Below are 22797 nucleotides of genomic sequence, written 5' to 3' on the forward strand. Positions count from 1 at the left end.
GAGCCTGATACTTCAGGAAAATTCGTATTTTTAGCAGTTATACTTCGGTTTTTACGAACAGAAGCTCAGCATGCTCAACTACCGCCAACTGCATTATTTCTGGGTCGTGGCCAAGACTGGCAGCATCGTCCGCGCCTGCGAACAGCTCAATCTGACCCCCCAGACCATCAGCGGGCAGATCAGCCTGCTGGAGCAGACCTATGGCATCGAGCTGTTTCGCCGGGTCGGGCGCCAGTTGGAACTGACCGAAACCGGACGCCAGGCCCTGACCTACGCCGAACAGATGTTCCAGCTCGGCGGCGAACTGGAGGCCATGCTCCGCGCCCGCCCCGACGAGCAACAGATCCAGTTCCGGGTCGGCGTGGCGGACGTGGTGCCCAAATCCATCGTCTACCGCCTGATCGCCCCGACCATGGAACTCAGTGAGCCAATCCGCCTGACCTGCCGTGAAGACAAACTCGAACGCCTGCTGGCGGACCTGGCCATCCAGCGCCTGGACCTGGTGATTTCCGACAGCCCGATGCCCTCGCACCTGGACATCAAGGGCTACAGCCAGAAACTCGGAGAATGCGGGATCAGCTTCTTCGCCACCGCGGAGCTGGCCCGGTTGCACGGCGCGGACTTTCCCCAAGGCCTGCAAGGGGCCCCGTTATTGATCCCCGGCCAGGAAACCGTGGTCCGCAGCCGGTTGCTGCGCTGGTTTGCCGAACAGCAACTGCAGCCGCGGATCATCGGTGAATTCGACGACAGCGCCCTGATGCAGGCCTTCGGTCAATCCGGCAGCGGGATCTTCATCGCCCCCAGCGTGATCGCCGACGAGGTCCGGCAGCAGTACGGGGTGCAGCTGATTGGCCAGACCGATGCCGTGACCGAGTCCTTCTACGCCATCTCCGTGGAACGCAAGGTCAAGCATCCCGGCATCCTGGCCATCACCGAAGGCGCACGCCGGGAGCTGTTCACGGCCCTGCCCCACTGATCAGGAGGCGCAGGTATCCGGCGCCTTCAGTTTCATCAGCAACAGCGCCAGGGCGATGGACAGCAGGATGAAGCCGGACGCCGCAAGCCCCAGGCTGCCCAGGCCCAGGGTGTCGATAACCCGACCGCCGACCATCGCCCCCAGGCCGATCCCCAGATTGGCCCCGGCGATGTTCAGCGAAGCGGCGAAGGCCGGTGCCTGTGGGGCGGCCTTGATCAGCCGCACATGGCTGACCAGGAACAGCGCCGCCTGGGTCACGCCCCAGATGCCCATGGCTGCCGCCAACCCCAGGGTCGAATGAATGCTCGGCACCAGCGCCACCATGCCGCCGATCATCAGCGCGCAGAACACCATGGAGGCAATCAGCGGATGCCGGTCCACCGCCCGGCCGCCCAGGGAGTTGCCGATCAACCCCACCGCGCCAAAGCCCATCAGGCACCAGCCCACTAGCGTGCCGTTAAAGCCGGCCAGGCGCTCGAGAATGTCCGCCAGGTAGGTGTAGGCAGTGAACATGCCGCTGAACACCAGGATCGACAACAGCACATGCCCCTGCATCAGCGGGCTGCGCAGGATACCGAACTGCGAACGCAGGCTTGCCTGCTCGTTGTGCGGCTTGGTGACCGGCAAATAGATGAACAGCAGCAACGCCTTGGCAAAAGACACCAGGGCCAGAATGCCGAAGGCGCTGCGCCAGCCGAAGGCATCGGCAATCAGGGTGCCCACGGGAATCCCGAATACCGTGGCACAGACGATGCCAAAGCCGATCTTGGCAATCGCCCGTCCGGCGTAGTCCGGGCCGACGATGTCCACTGCCGTCTCGCTGGCCAGGGCCCAGAACACCGGCAAGCCCAGGGCCGGCACCAGCCGTGCCAGGGACATCACCCAGATATTCGGCGCCAACGCCGCCAGGGCATTGGCCAGGCCGAACATCACCAGCACGCTGATAAACAGCTGCTTGCGGGGGAACCGCGCGAAATAGGCGGTCAGGAAGGGCCCGAACGCGGCGACGGTAAAGGCGAACAGGGTCACCAGCAGGCCGGCCTGGGACACACTGACCTGCAAGTCCCGGGCGATCGACGGCAACAGGCCGACGATGATGAACTCCGTGGTCAGCACGGTGAACCCCGCGGCCGACAACAGCAGGATGGGCAACAACATGGGGAACTCCAGAAACGGCGACAGCAGCGACAGCCCGAAGGGCCCGCTGACTGGATAGGAAAAGGGGATGGCGAATATTAACAGAGTGAGTACGGGTCAGGGCAACCAGCATGGCAGTGACAAGTGGCAGATCGTCACATCGACGCAGGAACCGTAAACAGCTGTGATAAAGTCCGCTCCCTGCCAAAACAGGCGGTTTCGCGTGCGCTTGCCACCCAGGCCACCCGATCGCCCGTTGCCCTTTTCGAGCGTTCCAGCGCCTGTTGGTTCAACCCCGGCCATCTTTCGGCCAGGGGCTTGCGGCAGGTAGGCTTCGCCCATTAAAAAAACAGAGATACCGTCATGAGCGCTTCACCCCCTTCCTTTCTGCAGTCCCTCAAACGTCTCAGCCTGGTCACGCAGATTGTCATCGGCCTGATTGCCGGTATCGCCCTGGCGCTGTTCGCCCCTGAACTGGCGAAATCCACCACCTTCATCGGCAAGGTGTTTGTCTCGGCGCTCAAGGCCGTGGCGCCGATCCTGGTGTTCGTGCTGGTGATGGCGTCGATCGCCAACCACAAGCACGGCCAGGAAACCCACATCCGGCCGATCCTGGTGCTCTACCTGCTGGGCACCTTTGCTGCCGCGGTAGTGGCGGTGATTGCCAGCACCCTGTTCCCCTCCTCCCTGGTACTGGCCACCCACGATGTCGCCATCAGCGCCCCGGGCGGCATCACTGAAGTGCTGCAGAGCCTGCTGCTGAGCGTGGTCGACAACCCGGTGAGCGCCCTGATGAACGCTAACTTCATCGGCATCCTGGCCTGGGCCATCGGCATGGGCGTGGCCATCCGCCATGCCGGCGAGACCACCCGCACCGTGCTCGATGACCTGTCCAACGGGGTGACCCTGATCGTGCGCGTAGTGATCCGCTTCGCGCCCCTGGGGATCTTCGGCCTGGTGGCCTCGACCCTGGCCACTTCGGGCTTCGACGCCCTGCTCGGCTACCTGCACCTGCTGGCGGTGCTGATCGGTTGCATGCTGTTCGTGGCCCTGGTGATGAACCCGCTGATCGTGTTCTGGAAGATCCGCCGCAACCCGTTCCCACTGGTGCTGACCTGCTTGCGTGAAAGCGGCATCACCGCCTTCTTCACCCGCAGTTCGGCGGCCAACATCCCGGTCAACCTGGAGCTGAGCAAGCGCCTGGGCCTGCATGAAGACACCTACTCGGTGTCCATCCCCCTGGGCGCCACCATCAACATGGCCGGCGCGGCGATCACCATCACCGTGCTGACCCTGGCTGCCGTGCACACCCTGGGCATCGCTGTCGATCTGCCCACTGCAGTGCTCCTGAGTGTCGTGGCTGCGGTCTGCGCCTGCGGCGCTTCCGGTGTCGCCGGCGGCTCGCTGCTGCTGATCCCCCTGGCCTGCAGCCTGTTCGGCATTCCCAGCGAGATCGCCATGCAGGTAGTGGCCGTGGGCTTCATCATCGGCGTGTTGCAGGATTCGGCGGAAACCGCGCTGAACTCCTCCACCGACGTACTCTTCACTGCGGCGGCCTGCATGGCCCAGGAAGACAAGGCGCAAGCCAGCGCCTGATTGCCAGGCACTAAAAAGCCCGGCCAGGGTCAACCTGGCCGGGCTTTTTTTGCGCTACGAGAACTGCCTGAGCGTCGCTCGACAGTCGCTCATGCCACTCGTAGCCGGGGTTTTAGAACGCGCCCATGTAGTCGCGCTTGCCCACTTCCACACCGTTGTGACGCAGGATCGCGTAGGTGGTGGTGACGTGGAAGAAGAACTGCGGCAGGCCGTAGGTCAGGAGGTAGGACTGGCCACTGAAGCGCTTCTCTTTCGGGGTGCCCGGGCGAGTCACGATCTCGATGCCTTCCTTGCCGTCGATCTGCGCCGGCTGAATGCCGTCGATAAAGGCCAGAACCTTGGCGATCAGCGCCTGCAGGTCGGCGAAGGTCACTTCAGCGTCGTCATACTTGGGCAGCTCGACCTCAGCCAGGCGGGCCGACACGCCCTTGGCGAAATCCACCGCGATCTGCACCTGGCGCACCAGCGGGAACATGTCCGGGTACAGGCGCGCCTGCAGCAAGGCGTTGGGCTCGATGTTCTTGGCCGTGGCATGAGCTTCGGCCTTGTGCAGCACATCGCTCAAGGCGTTGAGCATTTGCTTGAAGACAGGAACGGAAGCAGCGTACAGGGAAATAGTCATGACAGTCTCGACATGGATGGCAGGAATACAGCGAGCAGGGATTATAGCCACAGCGGCCCGGGCCGGGGCGTTTATCCCGGCGCTGGCCGGCGTGCGATGCCAGGGCGATAGGCGCTGGGGGGCACGCCGAACCAGCGCTTGAACGATTGGGAAAAACTCGACAGGTCACTGAACCCCAGTCGTTCAGCAATCTGCGTCAAGCTCAACCCGGAGTTGCCCAGCAGCTCCAGGGCCCGGGCACTGCGCTGGCGAGCCAGCAACTGCCGATAGCTGGTGCCCTCCTCTTGCAAGCGCCGCTTCAGGGTGCGCACGCTGGTCCGGAGCAAGCGCGCCATGCCCGGCAAGTCAGGCATCGGGCCGGCCGGCCAGGCATCAAGATACTGGCGCACCTGCTCCGCCGCTCGCGGATGCGCCTGCCGGCGTTCCAGCAACTGTGCACACATCTGCTCGCACATCGACACCGTCAGCGGATTGGCCTGAGGCAGGGGCCGGTTTAGAAAGCGCCGGTCAAACGCCAGGCTATGGCAGGTGGCCCGATATTCCGGGCGTACCCCCAGAATGCACGGCGCCGGGGCATCGCCAGGCACGCCGGGGGCTGCCCCGCAGCGAGTCACACGCAGCAACTGAAAGTCCTGGCCGACGATTTCCTGCATCAACACCGCTGCAGCTGCCATGTCTCGCGCCAGCAGGAACTCGCGCAACGCAGGGTCCGCCACCTGTGGCTCATCGAAGACCAGCCTCCCCACACCAGGCTCCAACCGATAGCCGATCGAGGCAAATGCGTAGGTCAGCGGCAGAAAACGCAACGCCAGGTTCAGGGCATCCGCCGGCGTCGCGCTGCTGATCAGGCCATAACCGAACAGGCCATACGTGGAGAAGTGGTAACGCGCGCCCACTTCATAACCGAGCCCCGGTGGCTGCCCGAGCAAGGCCAGCAGGTTGCTCACCAGACGCAGCTCCTGCGTGGCCGAAAGCAGACTGTTGGGGTCCTGCAACTGCTCCAGGGTCAGCCCGGCCCCCGCCAGGAGCGGCACCACCGCCAGGCCCTTTTCCCGGCCGAAGTTCACCAGCAGCAACGCACTGGACGGTCCACGGGTGAACGACTGGAAGCTCATGGGGCAGGCTCGTGAAAGGCTGAATTGGCCCAAATACTAAAACACTTGTCCCGTTGCAGCATGGGGTCCACGAAGGTTTACCTGCATGCTTCACTGATCGGGGCTGCACCGCAGTCACATGGAAGTGGCCCAAGGTCAACCAACCCAGCGCCGCACAACAATAACAACGAGGTCGTCATGCCCGAATCCGCACCCGCTTCGCACCCGCAGTCCCAATCCGGCGCGCCTTTGGAGGCCATCATCATTGGCAGCGGCTTCGGCGGCCTGGGCATGGCCATCGCCCTGCGCAAGGCCGGCGTCAGCCGCTTCATCATCCTCGAGAAGGGCCAGGACGTCGGTGGCGTCTGGCGTGACAACACCTACCCCGGGGCCGCCTGCGACGTGCCCTCGCACCTGTACTCCTTCTCCTTCGAACCCAACCCGCGCTGGACCCGAGTGTTCGCGCCCCAGGCGGAAATCCACAGCTACCTGCAGCATTGCGCCCGGACCTATGAACTGGAGCGGCATCTGCGCTATGGCGCCGAGGTGCGCCTGGCCGCATTCGATGAGGCCAGTTCCTGCTGGCGGGTGACCTGCACTGACGGTCAGGTGTTCGTGGCGCGCTTGTTGATCAGCGCCACCGGCCAGTTGAGTCGCCCTGCCCTGCCCAACCTGCCGGGCATGGAAAGCTTTCGGGGCCACGTGTTCCATTCCGCCACCTGGGATCACCAGCATTCCCTGACCCAGCAACGGGTGGCGGTGATCGGCACCGGCGCCTCGGCCATCCAGTTCGTGCCGCAGATTGCCGACCAGGTGGCAACGCTCAAGGTTTTCCAGCGCTCGCCGGCCTACATCATGCCCAAGGCCGATAGGGCCTACAGCACCAGGGACCTGCAACGCTTCGCCCGCCATCGGTGGTGGATGAAACTGGTCCGCGCCGGCCACTACCTGTACTTCGAATCCCGGGCGCTGGGCTTCACCCGCCTGCAGGGCCTGACCAAATGGGCGGTGGGCGCGCCCTTTCGCAAGCTGCTGGACGCCTCGGTCTCCAGCCCCGAGCTGCGCCAGCGCATGACCCCGGACTATCCCATCGGCTGCAAACGCATCCTGCTGTCCAACGACTACCTCAAGACCTTCGACAAACCCCAGGTCGAACTGCTGACCCAGGGCATCCAGCGCATCACCGAACAAGGCATCCAGACCCGGGACGGCCAGCAGCACCCGGTGGACACGATCATCTACGGCACCGGTTTCGCCGCCACCGAGTTCCTCTCGCCGATGCGCATCATCGGTCGCAACGGCCTCGAGCTGAACCAGGCCTGGCAGCAGGGCGCGGCAGCCTACCTGGGGATCAGCGTGCCGCAGTTCCCCAACTTCTTCATGCTCTACGGGCCCAACACCAACCTCGGCCACAACTCCATCATCCACATGCTCGAAAGCCAGATTTCCCATGTGCTGAAGTGCCGCCAGGCGCTACAGAAGAGCGGCGCGAGCACCCTGGAAGTGGACGAGCAGCCGCACCAGCGTTTCCAACAGCGCATCCAGCAACGCCTGGCCACTTCGGTGTGGAGCGGATGCCAGAGCTGGTATGTCGATGCCCGCGGGCACAACAGCACCAACTGGCCGGGCTTCACCTGGTCCTATCGCTGGCTCACCCGGTATGCCGGACTGCAGGCCTATCGACTGGCCAGCCCCCTGGACCAACCTTCATCGGCTCAGGACGGGCAACGTGTGGCAGCACCACAGGACTGGCTGGAGCGAAGCAACGCGGCCTTCCTGCGACTGTTCCTGCGCGCCAGCTTCAAGGCCCTGATCGGCCCACCGCGGGCCCTCGCCAGCCAACGCCGGCTGGTCAGCCGCCTGTCATGGCTGATGCCCGGCTGCCTGGGCGTCACCCGACAGCGCACACAACTGGGCCAACGGGGATTGCAGATAATCGAACCCAAGGCGACGGCGGCCAAAGGGGTCATTCTCTACCTGCACGGCGGGGCCTTCTGCCTGGGCAATCCGGACACCCACTACAGCGTCACCAGCCACCTGGCCAGGGAAAGCGGCTGCAGTGTCTGGGTCCCCGACTATCGGCTGGCACCGGAGCATCCCTACCCGGCGGCGCTGGAGGATTGCCTGGCCTGCTATGACGCGATCCGCGCCCAGGGCTGCCCGGCCGAATCTCTGCTGATTGCCGGCGACTCCGCCGGGGGTGCGCTGGTACTGGCCCTGGCCCTGAGCTTGAAAGAGCGCGGGGAAACCATTGCCGCCGGGCTGGTGCTGCTGTCGCCAGTCACCGACCCCGACCTTGGCGGGGCCAGCCTGCACACTCGGGCGGGGGCCGACCCGATGATTCGCCGCGACTGGCTGGAGCAGGCACTCAAGGCCTATGCGGTGCCACCCGCAACGCTTTGCCACCGCCCCCTGGAGGCAGACCTGCGCGGCCTGCCGCCGATGCTGATCCAGGTCGGCGATGAGGAACTGCTGCTGTCCGATGCCACTCGCCTGGCGGCGCGCGCTCGGCAATCGGCGGTGCCTTGCCAGCTGCAGATCCACCAGGACCGCTGGCACGTGTTCCAGCTCCAGACCTTCTACCTGCGCTCTGCCAGGGATGCCCTGCGCCAGGTGGGCCGGTTCGCTCGCCAATGCCTGGAACACCCCACCGATACCGCCGCACGCCCGGCTGCGCAACACACCCGGGAGCCGGCAGCAGACCCGCAACCGAACTGAGGTGCTGGAACCGCGCCCGTCCCTGGTGGCGGGCGCGACACCCGGGTATGCCGGCAAACCCTGCGTTTGTTTCTTACGCCACCAAGTTCTGATGGTCAGAAGCGGGTTCAGCAGGTAAAACAGAGCCCCTCGACGGTGGCCGCAGCGGCCACGCAAAGCCCGAGGCAGCCATTGCACGCAATGCGCCCGGCTTTCCACGCACTCTCCATCAGTGACCAAGGGACCCGCACTCATGAGCAGCGAGCACGACACCCCCAGCGAAGCACTACGCCTGGGCAGCACCGACATCCGCGTCCTGGGATCGTTGATCGAAAAACAGGCCACCAGCCCGGAAACCTATCCCCTGACCCTCAACGCCCTGGTAATTGCCTGCAATCAGAAAACCAGCCGCGAGCCGGTGATGAACCTGACCCCGGGCCAGGTCGGCCAGAGCCTGCGGGCCCTCGAAGCCCAGGGCTTTACCCGCCTGGTAATGGGCAGCCGGGCCGACCGCTGGGAGCAGCGCCTGGACAAGGCCCTGGAACTGGTGCCGGCGCAACTGATCCTGTGCGGCCTGATGTTCCTGCGGGGCCCGCAGACGGTCAATGAACTGCTGACCCGCAGCGGGCGCATGCATGACTTCGAAGACAGCGAACAGGTCCTGCACCAGCTCGAACGCCTGATCGCCCGGGGCCTGGCCCTGCACATCCCGCGCCAGGCCGGCCAGCGCGAAGACCGCTACACCCATGCCCTGGGCGACCCGGCGGACATCGAGGCTATCCTCGCAGCTCGCGGCAACCCGGCCGAACGCAGCAGCGCCAGCGCTGTTTCGGTGGAACGCATCGAAGAACTCGAAGCGCGGATCGCCGCCCTCGAAGAACGCCTGGCCCAGCTCGAAGGCTGACCTGGCAGCGCAGCCTCCAGAGGCCGTGAGCGTCACAGGCCCCTGGAGTCGCCGGCGCCAGCAAGCAAAGCGGCGTCGAGCCATCAGCGGCACACGCGCCGGAACCCGACGCCCGCCTTCTCGCCCTCCGCTCAGGCTTGCAGCTGCAGTTTTGCGCATCACCCCCGGGCGAAGGCCACGGCTTTCTGGAATTGCTCGTCGCTCGGACGCACGCCGGTGTACAGGACAAACTGCTCCAGGGCCTGGAGGGCAATCACCTCAAGCCCCGTGATGACCTGCTTGCCCTCGGCCCGCGCGCGGATGATCAGAGGGGTTTCGGCCGGCACCGCCACCACATCGAACACCCTCTGCGCGGCCTTGATCGCCTCGGGCTCAAAGGCCAAGTGTTGCGCTTCGGGCCCCCCGTTCATGCCGATCGGCGTCACGTTGATCAGCATCTGCGGCCGCAGGCTACCCAGCTCCGCCTGCCACGAATACCCCAGCGAATCGGCCAGGGCGCGCCCGGCCAGAGGATTGCGGGCCACGATCACGCCCTGGGTGTAACCACCATCGCGCAAGGCACTGGCCACCGCCTTGGCCATGCCGCCGCTGCCACGCAGGGCAAAACTCGACTCCCTGGGCACCCGGTGGCTCGCCAGCAACTGCGCCACGGCGATGTAGTCGGTGTTGTAGGCCTTGAGATGGCCGTCGGTGTTGACGATGGTGTTGATCGAGGCAATCGCCCGGGCCGATGCATCAAGTTCGTCCACCAGGGCAATGCAATCTTCCTTGAACGGCATGGACACCCCGCAACCGCGAATCCCCAGTGCACGAATCCCGCGGACCGCGCCGGGCAGGTCCTGGCTGCTGAAGGCCTTGTAATAGAAGTTGAGCCCCAACTGCTCATACAGGTGGTTGTGAAAACGCAGGCCAAAGTTCCCCGGGCGCCCGGACAGCGACATGCACAGTTGCGTGTCCTTGTTGGGGTTCATGTACATCGTCATCTCCTCGCTGGGCTCTTTCGGATAGACGGGATTGGTCAGCCACCCCGCCGTGCCTGATCATGTCGGCGTTGGTTTACAGGCCTTCGCCACCGCCCAGGGATGACGGTAAAGAGGCCGGTACAGACCTTACACAATATTTACTCAGCGGCTGTGCAGTTTTTGCCAAAAGCGCTGTCTTAGAAGTATCCCCGCGTCAGTTCTTGAGTCTGGTGCAGACCATAAACGCTGGGGTTGAACCGAGGAACAACCATGATTTCCAAAATCCCCAAGATAGCCTTGCTCATCGGTGCACTCGCTGTCGCAGGCCAGGCGTCGGCCCACGGTGGTGGCGGCTGGGTCGGACCCGCCGCGTTGGGTGCTGTTGTCGGCGCCGCCGTGGTGGGCTCGGTGATCGCCAGCCAGGCTCCTCCGGTCTACGTGCAGCAACAACCGGTGTATGTGCAACCCCAGCCGGTGTATGCGCCACCACCGCCACCGGTCTACTACCAGCCGGCACCGGTCTATGTGCAGCAACCGGTCTATTACCGTCCGGCGCCGGTCTACTACGGGCCGCCCCGTGGCTACTACGGCCACCCTCATTACTACTACGGTCCCGGCCGCTGGTAATCGGCAACAGGATCCAGACACAGGCCCCGCCCCCAAAAGGCGGGGCCTGTTGCATTTTGCCAGCAGCCAAATGTCTGAATAATTCTGCAGGATGTCGCGATTGGAACAGTATTTGCTATTTAATCGGGCAATAGTGTGTTCACCCATCGAGCGCCCAGAGCGACATGCGATTGTCATGTTTGTGTCATTCAAGGACTGCAAGATCGACACAGTCCGCTCGCCACAGGCCCATAACAACAAGGACGCCCCCACATGCCCACGCAAAACCCGCACCGCGTCGCCGGCCTCTGCACCTCCAGCCGCGTGTATGACGCCCTTACCGAGCTCAAGCACCTGGAAGGCCACCGCAGCGCCAAGTTTCTCTCGCTGCTGGCAGAAAACCTGGTGCGCAAGGGCCTGCTCAACGAGCACGAAGTGATGCACATGCTCGATCAGGTAGTGGATTGACCCCTCACCCTCGTCAATGTCCACTATCAACTTGGGTGATTTTTCGTAGCACTGGGCGCTTTGTAAGGTAACCCCTCGAATTGAGGAGGTTCCCATGCCAAAGGTTCAGATCATGTCCGTTGTCGGCAGCGCCGTTCCAGCATCGCTCAGGGCCATGGGACTGCTCGCCTGCTGGTACCTGGTACGCGATGGCGAAGCCGTCAGCGGCCCTCTGCCTTCCCTGCCGGCCGCCCAGGCCCTGTCTCGGGAAATGACGACCCGGCAGCTATACGCCTGCTAAGGCAACTGCACCCGCGGCCGGGTCTCGATGAACAGCGCCCAGCTGGACATGAACAGTGCCGCGATCAGGGGGCCGATGACAAAGCCGTTGAGGCCGAAGACCGCCAGCCCGCCCAGGGTCGAGATCAGGATCAGGTAGTCCGGCATCCGGGTGTCCTTGCCCACCAGGATCGGCCGCAGCAGGTTGTCCACCAGGCCGATCACCAGTATTCCGAACAGCGCCAGCACCACCCCTTGCCAGATCGCTCCGCTGATCAGGAAATAGGCCGCCACCGGCCCCCAGACAAGCCCCGCCCCCACGGCCGGCAGCAGCGATAAAAAGGCCATCAGCACGGCCCAGAGCAAGGCGCTGGGAATGTCCAGGACCCAGAAGATCAGCCCTCCCAAAGCCCCCTGGGTCACCGCCACCAGCACATTGCCCTTGACCGTGGCTCGCACCACCCGGTTGAACTTCAGTTGCAAGCGACGTTTCTGGTACTCGGCCAGGGGCACTGCGCTGCGAATCTTGCGCACCAGCTCGGCGCCGTCGCGCAAAAAGAAAAACAGCAGGTAGAGCATGATGAAGAAGCTCACCAGCCACTCGAAGGTGCCCTGGCCAACGCTGAAGGCCTGGGTCGCCAGGAACTGGCTGCCCTGCATCGCGCTCTTGACGATCTTCTCCTGCAGGCCATTGAGCTCGCCCAGGCCAAATCGGTCCAGCAAATGCTGGAAGTACGGCGGCAGGCTGTGCTTGAACTGCACCAGATAGCCGGCGATATCCAGCTGGCCGCTTTCGATCTTCTTGTACAGCTCGGCCCCTTCCTGGACCAGCAGCACACTGGTGATGACCACCGGCAGGATGGCGATCACCAGGCAGATGGCCAGGGTGCACAAGGACGTGAGGTTGCGCGGCCAGCCGAACTTGCCCTGCAGGCGGCGTTGCAGCGGCGCAAAGACAATGCCGAGGATCACCGCCCAGAACAGCGCGCCGTAGAACGGCAGGAGGATCCAGATAAAGGCGCAGGTCACCAGGACCAGCAACAGCAGCAGGCTTTTGTTTTGCAGGTTGTTCTGAGTCATCGTCGATCTCTGTCAATCGACGCCGGCACCGGCGTCCTGATGTTTAGTCCGCCACCGGCGCGCCGAGTGCGTTTTTTTCTGCAGTGAACATAGATCCAAATCAATGAACGCCCCGCGGCACTGGCTTACCCTCGCGACCTTTTGCGATCGACAGCCCCATGACGCTCCTCGCCAAACCCGAACTCCTGGCCCCCGCCGGCACCCTGAAGAACATGCGCTACGCCTTCGCCTATGGCGCCGACGCGGTCTACGCCGGCCAGCCGCGCTACAGCCTGCGGGTGCGCAACAATGAATTCGACCACGCCAACCTGGCCCTCGGCATCCGTGAGGCCCAGGCCCAGGGCAAGCGCTTCTACGTGGTGGTCAACATTGCCCCGCACAACGCCAAGCTCAAGACCTTCCTCAAGGACCTGGCGCCGGTGATCGAGATGGCCCCGGACGCACTGATCATGTCCGACCCGGGGCTGATCATGCTGGTGCGCCGGCATTTCCCGGCCATGCCGATTCACCTCTCGGTACAGGCCAACACGGTGAACTGGGCCAGCGTCGAGTTCTGGCAGCAGCAGGGCCTGGAACGGGTCATCCTGTCCCGCGAGCTGTCGTTGGAAGAGATCGAGGAGATACGTCAGCAGGTACCGGACATGGAGCTTGAAGTCTTCGTCCATGGCGCCCTGTGCATGGCCTACTCCGGGCGCTGCCTGCTGTCGGGCTACATGAACAAGCGCGACGCCAACCAGGGCACCTGCACCAATGCCTGCCGCTGGAAGTACAAGGCGCAGGAGGCCACCGAAAATACCCTGGGCGAGATCGTCCAGACCTTCGAGCCGGAGCCGACCCTGGGCCTGGGCGCCCCCACCGACCAGGTGTTCCTGCTCCAGGAAGCCAACCGGCCGGACGAACTGATGCCGGCCTTCGAGGACGAGCACGGCACCTACATCATGAATGCCAAGGACCTGCGCGCGGTGCAGCACGTCGACCGCCTGACCCGCATGGGCGTGCATTCACTGAAAATCGAGGGACGGACCAAATCCCACTTCTACTGCGCGCGTACCACCCAGGTGTATCGCCGGGCCATCGATGACGCTGCTGCCGGCCGCGAGTTCGACCGCAGCCTGATGAGCGACCTGGAATCCCTGGCCCAGCGCGGCTACACCGAAGGCTTCCTGCGGCGCCATGTGCATGATGAGTACCAGAACTACCAGAACGGCAGCTCGGTGTCGGAGCGCCAGCAGTTCGTCGGCGAGCTGACCGGTGAGCGCCGCGATCGCCTGGCGGAAGTGAAGGTGAAGAACCGCTTTGCCCTGGGCGACCACATGGAACTGATGACCCCCAAGGGCAACTTCCACTTCGACCTGCATGAACTGCACAACACCAAGGGCGAGCGCATCGACGTGGCGCCGGGCGACGGCCACACCGTGTACCTGCCGATCCCCGACCAGGTGGACTTGCGCTTCGGCCTGTTGATGCGCGACGTCGGCGCCTGAGCCCTGCGGGGCATTGCCCCAGCATCCGGGTTGCGGCGGCTGTCCGGCGGGGCCGGCGCGCATCCGGAGAGTCGATAAGGGCGGTATATCAACGATCCAGGCAACAGGCCTTCAGCAACTCGAAGGCTAGCTACCTGAGCCAGGCGTGCGGCAGCGGTCAGTCCACGCCCCTGCCGCCGGAAAGCCGTGCAGCACAGCCCCTCTCAGATCCGGAACTGCCCCACAAGACGCCCCAACCGCTGACCGAGGTCGGCCAGGCTGCGGGAAGTCTGGGCGCCGCGCTGGGTTTCATCGGCCACGCTGTCCACCGCCACCGCGATCTGGTGCACGCTGCGGTTGATCTCTTCGGCCACGGCGGTCTGCTCTTCCGCCGCGCTGGCGATCTGCGCGTTCATTGAATTGATGGTGCCGATCAGCTGCGCCATGGTGTCCAGGGAAGCCCCGGCCTCGTTGGCCTTGACCGAGGTGCCATCGCCGGCATCGCTGGAGCGACGCATGGCGTCCACAGCCACTCGGGTGCCCTGTTGCAGACGGTCGATCATGCCCTGGATTTCCTGGGTACTCTGCTGGGTCCGGCTGGCCAGGGCCCGCACTTCGTCCGCGACCACCGCAAAACCGCGCCCGGCTTCCCCGGCCCGCGCCGCTTCAATAGCGGCGTTCAAGGCCAGCAGGTTGGTCTGCTCGGCGATCGAGCGGATCACGTCCAGCACACTGACAATCGACGACACATCCTGCTGCAGACTGTCCAGGGAGGTGCCGCTGTCGCGGATATCACTGACCAGGGCATGGATCTGCTGGATGCTGCCATCCACCACTCGCTTGGCGGCCTGGCCTTCTTCGTCGGTCTGCTGGGCGGCGACGGCCGCGCCCTGGGCGCTGCGGGCCACTTCGTGGGCCGCCGAGGACATTTCATTGATCGCCGTGGCCACCTGGTCGGTCTCGTGGCGCTGGCGCTCCATGGCCTGTTCCGAACGCTGGGCCTGGTCGGACACCTGGGTCACCAGCTCGGTGAGCTGGCCGGTCATCTCGGTGATCTGGCGCACCAGGCCGTGGATCTTGTCGACAAAGCGGTTGAACGAACCGGCCAGTTCGCCAAGTTCATCCTGGCTGGTGATCGCCAGGCGCCGGGTCAGGTCGCCCTCGCCGGCGGCGATGTCGTCGAGGTTGGCTTTCATCAGGTTCAGCGGGCGCAGCATGGTGTTGGCCACCAGCATGCCCAGGGCAGCGATCACCAGCAGCACCACCGCGGCAATCCCGAGAATGCTCAGGACCATGCCTTCCATGCGCTGGTTGACGCTGCTCTGCACCGCTGCCACCTGGGCATCGATGCCGTCGAGGTTGACCGAGGTGCCCAGCACCATGTCCCACTTGGGCAGGTATTCGGTGTAGCCCAGCTTGGGCACCAGCACGTCGCTGCCGGGCTGGGTCGAGCTGTATTGCACGTAGTGACTGCCGTCCTTGCCGACCCGCACCAGCTCGCGGTTGACGTACACCCCGTTGGGGTCGCGGTTGTCCTTGAAGCTCTTGCCCACGCCGTCCGGGCTGTTGCCCTTGAACAGGCGCACAGTCTCGGAGTCGTAGCCGAAGAAATAGCCGTCCTTGCCGTAGCTGATGTTGGACAGCAGCTTGACCACCTCGGCCCGGGCCGCCTGGTCCCCCTGCGCTGCCGCGTCGTACAGCGGCTTGACGGTGCTCAGGGCCACCTCGACATAGCTCTGCAAGGTGGCCCGGGCTTCGCCCATCAGGCGCTGGCGGGTTTCCTCGACTTCTTTCTGGGCTTGCTGGCGCAGCATGAACACGGTGCTCAGGCTGATCACCAGGGCAAACAGCAGTACCGGGAGTACCGCCAGGGACAGGACTTTGGCCTTCAGGCTCAAACGCATGGTGGGCTCACTCTTGGCTTTTTATTGGCGTGATACCCGCGTTAACGGCACCCCAAAACAAAAGTTGAGCCTGAACCCGCAGGAGTCGGCTTGCCGGCGAAGAGGCCCTTGAGCCTTGCACCGACCTTGCCGGCGCCTTCGCTGGCAAGCCAGCGCCTACAACCACCCGCGGTTGCTAGGAGAGCGAGAGAATCAGAGCACCATTGCCGCAACCCAGCCGAAGGCCAGCAGCGGCAGGTTGTAGTGCAGGAAGGTTGGGACCACGGTGTCCCAGATATGGTGGTGCTGGCCGTCGATGTTCAGGCCCGAGGTTGGCCCCAGGGTCGAATCCGAGGCCGGCGAGCCGGCATCGCCCAGGGCGCCGGCGGTGCCGACGATGCTGACAATCGCCAGGGGGCTGAAGCCCAGCTGCACGCACAACGGCACGAAGATCGCCGCAAGAATCGGCACTGTGGAAAACGACGAGCCGATGCCCATGGTCACCAGCAGGCCCACCAGCAGCATCAGCAGCGCACCCACGCCCTTGCTGTGGCCGATCCAGCCAGCCGAGGTCTCGACCAGGGTCTGCACCTGGCCGGTGGCCTTCATCACTTCGGCGAAACCCGAGGCGGCGATCATGATGAAACCGATCATCGCCATCATCTTCATGCCTTCGGTAAACAGCCCATCGGTTTCGCGCCAGCGCACGATGCCCGACACCGAGAAAATCAGGAAACCGCACAAAGCCCCGATAATCATCGAGTCCAGCAGCAGCTGGATCACGAATGCCGCCACGATCGCCAGCGCTGCCACCAGCAGGGTCCGCGGGTTGTACTGCACCTCTACCTGCTCGACCTTCTCGATCCGCTCCAGGTCGTAGACACGTTTCTTGCGGTAGCTGAAGAACGCCAGCAACAAGCCGCAGACCATGCCCAGGGCAGGAATGCCCATGGCGTGGGTGACGTTGATCTGGCTGATGTCGACCCCGCTACGGGCGACGTTGGCGAGGAGGATCTCGTTGAGGAAGATGTTGCCAAAGCCCACCGGCAGGAACATGTAGGGGGTGATCAGGCCGAAGGTGATGACACAGGCGATCAATCGGCGGTCCAGTTGCAACTTGGTCAGCACATAGAGCAGCGGCGGCACCAGCAACGGGATGAAGGCGATGTGGATCGGCAGGATGTTCTGCGACGCGATCGCCACCACCCACAGCAGGCCGATCAGCAGCCATTTGACCTGGCCGCCGCCATGGGCGTCCTGGCGATCCACCAGCAACAGGATCTTGTCCGCCAGGGCATGGGCCAGGCCAGACTTGGCGATGGCCACGGCGAAGGCACCGAGCAAGGCATAGGACAGGGCCACCGTGGCACCGCCACCCAGGCCACTGTTGAAGGCCTTGAGCGTGGCCTCGATCCCCAGGCCGCCGGTCAGACCGCCCACCAGCGCGCCCACGATCAGGGCGATCACTACATGCACGCGGGACAGGCTGAGCACCAGCATCACGCCAACCGCGGCAATTACTGCGTTAATCATCGTTACCTCATTACTGCGCCGCCAAATTTGGCGCAAAAGCCTGGGACCGACCGGAAGGCAGCGGGCTGCCGACATCGAAATGAAAGAGGTTCTTATTAGAGGTCGCGCACTTTGCAGCAGCGCGCCCGGCTTGTCAAAAAGAGCCGCCCGCAGCCTGTGCCCGCGCTCGGATCGACCTGGCCGCACACGTCAGGCAAGGGCCAGGGCACAGCCCCCCGGCCAGATCCAGGGGAGCCGCGCCGGCCACTGCAACCCACCACCAGCCACGGACCCAGGCCCTGCCCGCCCAGCAACGCCGCCCCCCGAGCAATGCCAGGTTGGGCAAGGGCCGCACCTGCAACGCCAACCGCCGCAAGCCGGGCGGCCTAGGCCTGCCCCGCACCCGCCAAAAAACCGCCAAGACCCTCGTTTCAGAGCCGTTCAAGGTTTTCGAACGGGCGTTTAAAGAATGCGCTTTCGCAGCCGTTACAGTGCAAAGTCTCAGATATTTATCGAATAAAGGACGTCTCCATGTCGCTCAGACAACTTTCCATCCAATGGAAAATTACCTTGCTGGCCGGACTCTGCCTCCTGGGCATCGTGTCACTGCTGGTGGGACTTTCGCTGTATCGCATGGAGCACAGCTCCGAGCTGGTGAAAGCCTCGAGCATGGAGATGCTCAACGAAGCCGCCCAAGCGCGGATCGAGGCCCAGGGCGAAGTCCAGGCGCTGGGGATTCGCCAGCAGTTCATGGACGCCTATCAATATGGCCACGGTTTCTCGCGCCAGGTGCTGTTCCTGCGTGAACAGGCCGAGAAGCGCTTTCTCGATGCCTTCGACCTGCGCGAGGACCTGACCCGCCAGGTCAAGTCGGCGCTGCAGGCCAACCCCGACCTCCTCGGCCTGTCCCTGGTGTTCGAGGCCAATGCCCTGGACGGCAAGGACCCATTGTTCGCCGGCCAGAGTGAACTGGGCAGCAACGAGAAAGGCCGCTTCGCCCTGTACTGGTCCCAGCCCACCCCGGGCAAGCTGACCTCGATGTCGCTGCCGGAAAGCGACATGAGCGACACCAGCAGCGGCCCCAGCGGCCAACCGGCCAACGCCTGGTTCACTTGCCCGCGCAGCACCCTCAAGCCCTGCGTGATCGAACCCTACTTCTATGACATCGACGGCCAGCGGGTGCTGATGACCAGCATCGTGTTCCCGCTGATGGTGGACGGTAAAGTGATCGCCTCGCTGTCGGTGGACATCAACCTCAACAGCCTGCAGGCGGTCAGTCAGAACGCCAGCCAGAGGCTCTACGCCGGCCAGACCAACGTCAGCATCCTCAGCCCGGTGGGCCTGCTGGCCGGCTACAGCCCGGACGCCAGCAAGCTCAGCCAGCGCCTGGACACGGTCGACAGCAGCAACGGGGCCGAGCTGATCCGCCTGCTGTCCAGCAGCAGCCAGACCCAGAGCCTGCACAGCAACAGCGAACTGAAAGTGCTGGCGCCATTCACGCCGATTCCGGGGGGCAAGTCCTGGGGCGTATTGCTGGACGTACCGGAACGGGTGCTGGTGGGCCCGGCAGAAGCCTTGAAGAACGAACTGGACGCCAGCAACAGCAGCGGCACCCTGATCGAGCTGGGCCTGGGCCTGTTGGCCGCCGTGGCCGGCTTGCTGCTGGTGTGGCTGATGGCCCGCAGCGTGACCCGGCCGATCCTCGGCGTTGCCGACATGCTGCAAGACATCGCCAGCGGCGAAGGCGACCTGACCCGGCGCCTGGCGTACAACAACAAGGACGAACTGGGGCAACTGGCCGGCTGGTTCAACCGTTTCCTCGACAAGCTGCAGCCGATCATTGCCGAAGTGAAACGCTCGGTGCAGGACGCCCGCGGCACCGCCGACCAGTCATCGGCCATCGCCACCCAGACCAGCGCCGGCATGGAGCAGCAATATCGCCAGGTGGACCAGGTGGCCACCGCCTCCCACGAGATGAGCGCCACCGCCCAGGACGTGGCCCGCAGCGCCGCCCAGGCCGCCCAGGCAGCGCGGGATGCCGACCAGGCCACGCAACAGGGCCTGACGGTGATCGACCGCACCACCAGCAGCATCGATCAACTGGCCGCCGACATGAGCACCGCCATGGCCCAGGTCGAAGGCCTGGCGGCCAACAGCGAACAGATCGGCTCGGTGCTGGAAGTGATCCGCGCGATTGCCGAGCAGACCAACCTGCTGGCCTTGAATGCCGCCATCGAAGCAGCCCGGGCCGGTGAAGCCGGGCGCGGCTTCGCGGTGGTGGCCGATGAAGTGCGCAACCTGGCCCGGCGCACCCAGGAGTCGGTGGAAGAAACCCGCCAAGTGATCGAACAACTGCAGAACGGCACCCGCGAGGTGGTGGGCTCGATGCACAACAGCCATCGCCAGGCCCAGGGCAGCGTCGAGCAGGTGGGGCAAGCCGTGACCGCCCTGCGCCAGATCGGCGACGCGGTCACGGTGATCAGCGACATGAACCTGCAGATCGCCAGCGCCGCCGAACAGCAGAGCGCCGTGGCCGAAGAGATCAACAGCAACGTGGCGACCATTCGCGATGTCACCGAATCGCTGTCGGAGCAAGCCAACGAATCGGCGCGGGTCAGCCAGTCGCTGAACAGCCTGGCCAACCAGCAGCAAAGCCTGATGGACCAGTTCCGCGTCTGACCTGCGGCAGGCCGGGTGATGCGGGGGCCTGCGCAACCGCAAAGCCTGCGCCTGGCGGGCAGCAGGCCCCGACCAAAGGGCCTGCCCCGCTGCCGCCCACTCAACGCCCGGGCAGCACAATCTCCACCCGCAGCCCGCCCAGCGCGCTCTCTTGCAACTCCAGCGTCCCGCCCCAGGCCTCGACGATGTCGCGCACGATCCCCAAGCCCAGCCCATGGCCATCGGTCTGCTCATCCAGGCGCGCCCCGCGGCTGAACACCTCGGAGCGCCGCTCTTCGGGAATCCCCGGCCCGTCATCCTCCACCGCCAGGCAAAACCCCGAATCCCGCGCCTCGACACTCAGGCGCACCTCGGCATCCGCCCACTTGCAGGCGTTGTCCAGCAGGTTGCCCAGCAGCTCCAGCAGATCCTCGCGGTCCCAGGGCAGGCGCAACCCCGGCGCTGCCTGATAGCTCAGTTGCAGGTGTTCGCCGTGGATCATGTTCAGGGTCGCCAGCAGCCCCGGCAGCTCGCTATCGCACTCCAGCAGCGCCCCGGGCAGTGCATCCCCCGCCAGGCGCGCCCGGTTGAGTTCGCGCCCGAGCCGCTGCTGCATCTGCTCCAGTTGCTCCTGGAGGATCCTGCGCACCTCGGGATGGCCCGACAGCTTCGGCCCCAAGGCCAGGCTCAAGAGCACCGCCATCGGTGTTTTCAGCGCATGCCCGAGGTTGCCCAGGGCATTGCGTGAACGCTTGAGGCTGTCCTCGGTGTGGCTGAGCAAATGGTTGATCTGCGCCACCAGCGGCTCCAGCTCCACCGGCACCTGGGCATCCAGCTGGGAGCGCTGGCCCTGCTGCAGCTGGGCGATCTGCTCGCGGGCCGTCTCCAGCGGGCGCAAGGCCCGGCGCACGGTCAGGCGTTGCAGCAGCAGGATCAACAGCAAGCCCGCCAGCCCCAGCCCGAGGCCGATCTGGCGCATGCGCTGGAAGCTTTCACGTACCGGGGTGTAGTCCTGGGCCACGCTGATGGAGATCGACTGCCCCAGGCGCTTGTAGTCGCTGCGCAGCACCAGCAGTTGCTGGCCCTCCGGCCCCAGTTGCAGGTTGCCTTGCAGGCCGGCGCGCTCCAGCTGTGGCAGTTCCTGGTCCCACAGGGAGCGGGAGCGCCAATGCACGTCGGCAAAATCGATGCGGAAGTAATGCCCGGAAAACGGCCGCTGATAGGCCGGCGACAAACGCCGCTCGTCCAGTTGCAAACCCTGGGGCCCGCGCACCAGGGCCAGCAGCAGGCTCTCGCTGTCGTTGCGCAGGCCGGCTTCCAGGTAACGCTGCAGGCCGGCTTCGAACAGCCACAGACTGGTCTGTGCCAGCACCAGCCCGACCACCACCATCACCGTGATCAGCCCCAGGCTCAGGCGGCGCTGGATCGACCTCACGAATCACTTCCGCCGAACAGGTAGCCCTGGCCCCGGCGGGTTTCGATCACGCTGCGACCGAGCTTGCGCCGCAGGTGGTTGACGTGGACTTCGAGCACATTGGAGTCGCGCTCGGTCTCGCCGTCGTACAGGTGTTCGGCGAGGTGGCTCTTGGAGAGGATCTGCTGCGGGTGCAGCATGAAATAGCGCAGCAGGCGAAATTCCGCGGCGGTCAGCAACACGTCCTGACCATCACGGACCACGCATTGCCGGCCCTCGTCCAGGTGCAGCCCGGCGGCCTGCAGGGTCTGCTGGTTGGCCTGGCCGTGGGAGCGGCGCAGCAACGCCTGGACCCGCAGGTGCAACTCCTCCGGGTGGAACGGTTTGCTCAGGTAATCGTCGGCACCGGCCTTCAGGCCTTCGATGCGCTCGGCCCAGGAGCCCCGGGCAGTGAGGATCAGCACCGGGGTCGCCAGTCCCTCGGCGCGCCACTGGCGCAGCACGTCGAGGCCGGGGACCCCGGGCAGGCCGAGGTCGAGGATGATCAGGTCATAGGGTTCGCTGGCGCCCTGGTACAGCGCATCGCGGCCATCGGCCAGCCAGTCCACGGCGTAGCCCTGGAGTTTCAGGCCTTCGAGCAGTTCATCCGCCAGGGATACGTGGTCTTCCACCACAAGCAGGCGCATCAGTCGTCTTCCTCATCTTTCAACAGGCGCCCGGTGGCGGCATCCAGGTCCAGCTCGCGGACCACACCGTCCACGGTCAGGAGCTCGACTTCATAAATGTACACATCGTGTTTTTCTTCCAGCTCGGCTTCCAGCAGCTTGGCCCCGGGATAACGGTCCATGGCCTGCTTGAGCAACTGTTCCAGGGGCAGGATCACCCCCTGCTGGCGCAGGCGCAGGGCTTCGTCCTGGTCCAGGTCGCGGGCCACCGCCAGGGAGCAGAATAGCAACAGCGCCAGGGCGGCCCGGGTGCCGGTACGCAAAGTCGAGTTCATTAAGTGTCCTGATGATCCTTGAGCACCTGGCCGCTCACGGCGTCCAGTTCCAGGTCCCATTCCAGCCCCTGGGCATCGCGCAGCTCAACCTGGTAGAGGTACTTGCCGTACTCCTCTTCCAGCTCGGTTTCGCTGATGCTCGCCCCAGGATGCCGGGACAGGGCCGTGGCATTGAGTTTTTCAAAGGACACAATGGTACCAGCGTCGCGCAGCCTCAGGGCCTCGTCGGGGCCCAGGTCGCGTGCGTGGGCCAGGCTGGCGGCCAAGCTGGCGGTCAGAGCAATCAGGCTGGTGCCGAACAGCGCGGTCAGGGTTTTCATCGCAGGTCTCCAAGGTCAGTGGCCAATGGCCGATGCCGCCGACGATACCCAAGGCAACTTAATTGAAACTGAATGGCCAGCATGGCCCTGACACAAGTTTCACTCGGCCCGCGGCGCCAGGCTTCTCTATACTCGGCGGCTGATTCA

Annotated in this window: 20 protein-coding genes and 2 pseudogenes; 10 read left to right on the forward strand and 12 right to left on the reverse strand. The window is 64.6% G+C overall.

The window, feature by feature from the left end:
- The first annotated feature begins 70 nt into the window (after positions 1 to 70).
- Positions 71 to 976, forward strand: coding sequence for a transcriptional activator NhaR (nhaR, locus tag ACZ5BO_RS23865; protein WP_025126424.1), 906 nt, complete (start codon positions 71 to 73; stop codon positions 974 to 976).
- Here the strand turns inward: nhaR and ACZ5BO_RS23870 are convergent, their stop codons facing one another.
- Positions 977 to 2134 (reverse strand): MFS transporter, encoded by a 1158-nt coding sequence (locus ACZ5BO_RS23870; protein WP_025126423.1) that lies wholly within the window; start codon positions 2132 to 2134, stop codon positions 977 to 979. It lies immediately after the preceding gene.
- 342 nt (positions 2135 to 2476) lie between these two features.
- On the opposite strand from ACZ5BO_RS23870, the gene sstT reads away from it, so the two are divergent.
- On the forward strand, positions 2477 to 3709 hold the full coding sequence (gene sstT / locus ACZ5BO_RS23875) for a serine/threonine transporter SstT (protein WP_025126422.1): 1233 nt from the start codon (positions 2477 to 2479) through the stop codon (positions 3707 to 3709).
- Between the two features lie 112 nt (positions 3710 to 3821).
- Here the strand turns inward: sstT and ACZ5BO_RS23880 are convergent, their stop codons facing one another.
- Together ACZ5BO_RS23880 and ACZ5BO_RS23885 are read right to left on the reverse strand one after the other, a co-directional pair.
- Positions 3822 to 4331 (reverse strand): DUF1993 domain-containing protein, encoded by a 510-nt coding sequence (locus ACZ5BO_RS23880; RefSeq protein WP_464696710.1) that lies wholly within the window; start codon positions 4329 to 4331, stop codon positions 3822 to 3824.
- Between the two features lie 71 nt (positions 4332 to 4402).
- A complete protein-coding gene (locus ACZ5BO_RS23885; protein WP_464696711.1) occupies positions 4403 to 5446 on the reverse strand; it encodes an AraC family transcriptional regulator in 1044 nt (347 codons plus the stop codon).
- 177 nt (positions 5447 to 5623) lie between these two features.
- Here ACZ5BO_RS23885 and ACZ5BO_RS23890 point away from each other — a divergent pair, with 177 nt between their 5' ends.
- Together ACZ5BO_RS23890 and ACZ5BO_RS23895 are read left to right on the forward strand one after the other, a co-directional pair.
- Positions 5624 to 8143: a flavin-containing monooxygenase gene (locus ACZ5BO_RS23890; RefSeq protein ID WP_464696712.1), complete on the forward strand. Its 2520-nt coding sequence runs from the start codon at positions 5624 to 5626 to the stop codon at positions 8141 to 8143.
- 232 nt (positions 8144 to 8375) lie between these two features.
- Entirely contained in the window at positions 8376 to 9026 is a 651-nt protein-coding gene (locus ACZ5BO_RS23895) for a YceH family protein (protein ID WP_025126418.1), read from the forward strand.
- A 158-nt stretch (positions 9027 to 9184) separates the two neighbouring features.
- Here the strand turns inward: ACZ5BO_RS23895 and ACZ5BO_RS23900 are convergent, their stop codons facing one another.
- Positions 9185 to 10003, reverse strand: coding sequence for a shikimate 5-dehydrogenase (locus ACZ5BO_RS23900; RefSeq protein ID WP_464696713.1), 819 nt, complete (start codon positions 10001 to 10003; stop codon positions 9185 to 9187).
- Positions 10004 to 10258: 255 nt separating this feature from the next.
- Between ACZ5BO_RS23900 and ACZ5BO_RS23905 the strand changes: the two genes are divergently transcribed.
- The 3 genes from ACZ5BO_RS23905 to ACZ5BO_RS23915 all read left to right on the forward strand — a co-directional run bounded on the left by ACZ5BO_RS23905 (position 10259) and on the right by ACZ5BO_RS23915 (position 11342).
- Positions 10259 to 10615, forward strand: a complete 357-nt coding sequence (locus ACZ5BO_RS23905) for a hypothetical protein (protein ID WP_025126416.1) — start codon at positions 10259 to 10261, stop codon at positions 10613 to 10615.
- Positions 10616 to 10867: 252 nt separating this feature from the next.
- Positions 10868 to 11062, forward strand: a complete 195-nt coding sequence (locus ACZ5BO_RS23910; RefSeq protein WP_025126415.1) for a hypothetical protein — start codon at positions 10868 to 10870, stop codon at positions 11060 to 11062.
- Between the two features lie 94 nt (positions 11063 to 11156).
- Complete coding sequence (locus ACZ5BO_RS23915) at positions 11157 to 11342, forward strand: hypothetical protein (RefSeq protein ID WP_025126414.1); 186 nt, start codon at positions 11157 to 11159, stop codon at positions 11340 to 11342.
- Here the strand turns inward: ACZ5BO_RS23915 and ACZ5BO_RS23920 are convergent.
- A complete protein-coding gene (locus ACZ5BO_RS23920) occupies positions 11339 to 12400 on the reverse strand; it encodes an AI-2E family transporter (RefSeq protein ID WP_025126413.1) in 1062 nt (353 codons plus the stop codon). The two genes, ACZ5BO_RS23915 and ACZ5BO_RS23920, sit on opposite strands and share 4 nt — an antisense overlap.
- A gap of 158 nt (positions 12401 to 12558) precedes the next feature.
- Here ACZ5BO_RS23920 and trhP point away from each other — a divergent pair, with 158 nt between their 5' ends.
- Positions 12559 to 13884, forward strand: a complete 1326-nt coding sequence (gene trhP, locus ACZ5BO_RS23925; protein WP_025126412.1) for a prephenate-dependent tRNA uridine(34) hydroxylase TrhP — start codon at positions 12559 to 12561, stop codon at positions 13882 to 13884.
- A 203-nt stretch (positions 13885 to 14087) separates the two neighbouring features.
- On the opposite strand, the gene ACZ5BO_RS23930 is transcribed toward trhP, so the two are convergent.
- The 3 genes and pseudogenes from ACZ5BO_RS23930 to ACZ5BO_RS23940 form a co-directional block, all read right to left on the reverse strand.
- A complete protein-coding gene (locus ACZ5BO_RS23930) occupies positions 14088 to 14909 on the reverse strand; it encodes a methyl-accepting chemotaxis protein (protein ID WP_464701360.1) in 822 nt (273 codons plus the stop codon).
- Between the two features lie 84 nt (positions 14910 to 14993).
- Positions 14994 to 15767: pseudogene (locus tag ACZ5BO_RS23935) on the reverse strand (cache domain-containing protein); the annotation flags it as partial.
- 192 nt (positions 15768 to 15959) lie between these two features.
- Complete coding sequence (locus tag ACZ5BO_RS23940; RefSeq protein ID WP_177330219.1) at positions 15960 to 17276, reverse strand: Na+/H+ antiporter family protein; 1317 nt, start codon at positions 17274 to 17276, stop codon at positions 15960 to 15962.
- Positions 17277 to 18932: 1656 nt separating this feature from the next.
- Between ACZ5BO_RS23940 and ACZ5BO_RS23945 the strand changes: the two are divergent.
- Both ACZ5BO_RS23945 and ACZ5BO_RS23950 read left to right on the forward strand, forming a co-directional pair.
- A pseudogene (locus ACZ5BO_RS23945) lies at positions 18933 to 19079 on the forward strand (HAMP domain-containing protein); the annotation flags it as partial.
- A gap of 102 nt (positions 19080 to 19181) precedes the next feature.
- Positions 19182 to 19937, forward strand: a complete 756-nt coding sequence (locus ACZ5BO_RS23950; RefSeq protein ID WP_371261277.1) for a methyl-accepting chemotaxis protein — start codon at positions 19182 to 19184, stop codon at positions 19935 to 19937.
- A 100-nt stretch (positions 19938 to 20037) separates the two neighbouring features.
- Here the strand turns inward: ACZ5BO_RS23950 and ACZ5BO_RS23955 are convergent, their stop codons facing one another.
- From ACZ5BO_RS23955 to ACZ5BO_RS23970, 4 genes are read right to left on the reverse strand one after another with little or no spacing between them, the layout of a single operon-like run.
- Complete coding sequence (locus ACZ5BO_RS23955) at positions 20038 to 21351, reverse strand: sensor histidine kinase (RefSeq protein ID WP_464696714.1); 1314 nt, start codon at positions 21349 to 21351, stop codon at positions 20038 to 20040.
- Positions 21348 to 22016: a response regulator transcription factor gene (locus tag ACZ5BO_RS23960; RefSeq protein ID WP_025126407.1), complete on the reverse strand. Its 669-nt coding sequence runs from the start codon at positions 22014 to 22016 to the stop codon at positions 21348 to 21350. Before ACZ5BO_RS23960 ends, ACZ5BO_RS23955 begins: the two co-directional genes overlap by 4 nt.
- Positions 22016 to 22330 carry a PepSY domain-containing protein gene (locus ACZ5BO_RS23965; protein WP_025126406.1) on the reverse strand — a complete coding sequence of 105 codons (315 nt, stop codon included), beginning with the start codon at positions 22328 to 22330 and terminating at the stop codon, positions 22016 to 22018. Before ACZ5BO_RS23965 ends, ACZ5BO_RS23960 begins: the two co-directional genes overlap by 1 nt.
- Positions 22330 to 22650, reverse strand: a complete 321-nt coding sequence (locus ACZ5BO_RS23970) for a PepSY domain-containing protein (RefSeq protein ID WP_025126405.1) — start codon at positions 22648 to 22650, stop codon at positions 22330 to 22332. Before ACZ5BO_RS23970 ends, ACZ5BO_RS23965 begins: the two co-directional genes overlap by 1 nt.
- Between the last annotated feature and the right edge of the window lie 147 nt (positions 22651 to 22797).

Source organism: Pseudomonas sp. FFPRI_1 (genome assembly GCF_055384485.1).

Excerpts from the sequence above, each read along its gene's own strand:
- nhaR (WP_025126424.1), top strand. The coding sequence starts at position 71 with ATGCTCAACTACCGCCAACTGCATTATTTCTGGGTCGTGGCCAAGACT.
- ACZ5BO_RS23870 (WP_025126423.1), bottom strand. The coding sequence starts at position 2,134 with ATGTTGTTGCCCATCCTGCTGTTGTCGGCCGCGGGGTTCACCGTGCTG.
- sstT (WP_025126422.1), top strand. The coding sequence starts at position 2,477 with ATGAGCGCTTCACCCCCTTCCTTTCTGCAGTCCCTCAAACGTCTCAGC.
- ACZ5BO_RS23880 (WP_464696710.1), bottom strand. The coding sequence starts at position 4,331 with ATGACTATTTCCCTGTACGCTGCTTCCGTTCCTGTCTTCAAGCAAATG.
- ACZ5BO_RS23885 (WP_464696711.1), bottom strand. The coding sequence starts at position 5,446 with ATGAGCTTCCAGTCGTTCACCCGTGGACCGTCCAGTGCGTTGCTGCTG.
- ACZ5BO_RS23890 (WP_464696712.1), top strand. The coding sequence starts at position 5,624 with ATGCCCGAATCCGCACCCGCTTCGCACCCGCAGTCCCAATCCGGCGCG.
- ACZ5BO_RS23895 (WP_025126418.1), top strand. The coding sequence starts at position 8,376 with ATGAGCAGCGAGCACGACACCCCCAGCGAAGCACTACGCCTGGGCAGC.
- ACZ5BO_RS23900 (WP_464696713.1), bottom strand. The coding sequence starts at position 10,003 with ATGTACATGAACCCCAACAAGGACACGCAACTGTGCATGTCGCTGTCC.
- ACZ5BO_RS23905 (WP_025126416.1), top strand. The coding sequence starts at position 10,259 with ATGATTTCCAAAATCCCCAAGATAGCCTTGCTCATCGGTGCACTCGCT.
- ACZ5BO_RS23910 (WP_025126415.1), top strand. The coding sequence starts at position 10,868 with ATGCCCACGCAAAACCCGCACCGCGTCGCCGGCCTCTGCACCTCCAGC.
- ACZ5BO_RS23915 (WP_025126414.1), top strand. The coding sequence starts at position 11,157 with ATGCCAAAGGTTCAGATCATGTCCGTTGTCGGCAGCGCCGTTCCAGCA.
- ACZ5BO_RS23920 (WP_025126413.1), bottom strand. The coding sequence starts at position 12,400 with ATGACTCAGAACAACCTGCAAAACAAAAGCCTGCTGCTGTTGCTGGTC.
- trhP (WP_025126412.1), top strand. The coding sequence starts at position 12,559 with ATGACGCTCCTCGCCAAACCCGAACTCCTGGCCCCCGCCGGCACCCTG.
- ACZ5BO_RS23930 (WP_464701360.1), bottom strand. The coding sequence starts at position 14,909 with ATGACCGGCCAGCTCACCGAGCTGGTGACCCAGGTGTCCGACCAGGCC.
- ACZ5BO_RS23950 (WP_371261277.1), top strand. The coding sequence starts at position 19,182 with ATGGAGCAGCAATATCGCCAGGTGGACCAGGTGGCCACCGCCTCCCAC.
- ACZ5BO_RS23960 (WP_025126407.1), bottom strand. The coding sequence starts at position 22,016 with ATGCGCCTGCTTGTGGTGGAAGACCACGTATCCCTGGCGGATGAACTG.
- ACZ5BO_RS23965 (WP_025126406.1), bottom strand. The coding sequence starts at position 22,330 with ATGAACTCGACTTTGCGTACCGGCACCCGGGCCGCCCTGGCGCTGTTG.
- ACZ5BO_RS23970 (WP_025126405.1), bottom strand. The coding sequence starts at position 22,650 with ATGAAAACCCTGACCGCGCTGTTCGGCACCAGCCTGATTGCTCTGACC.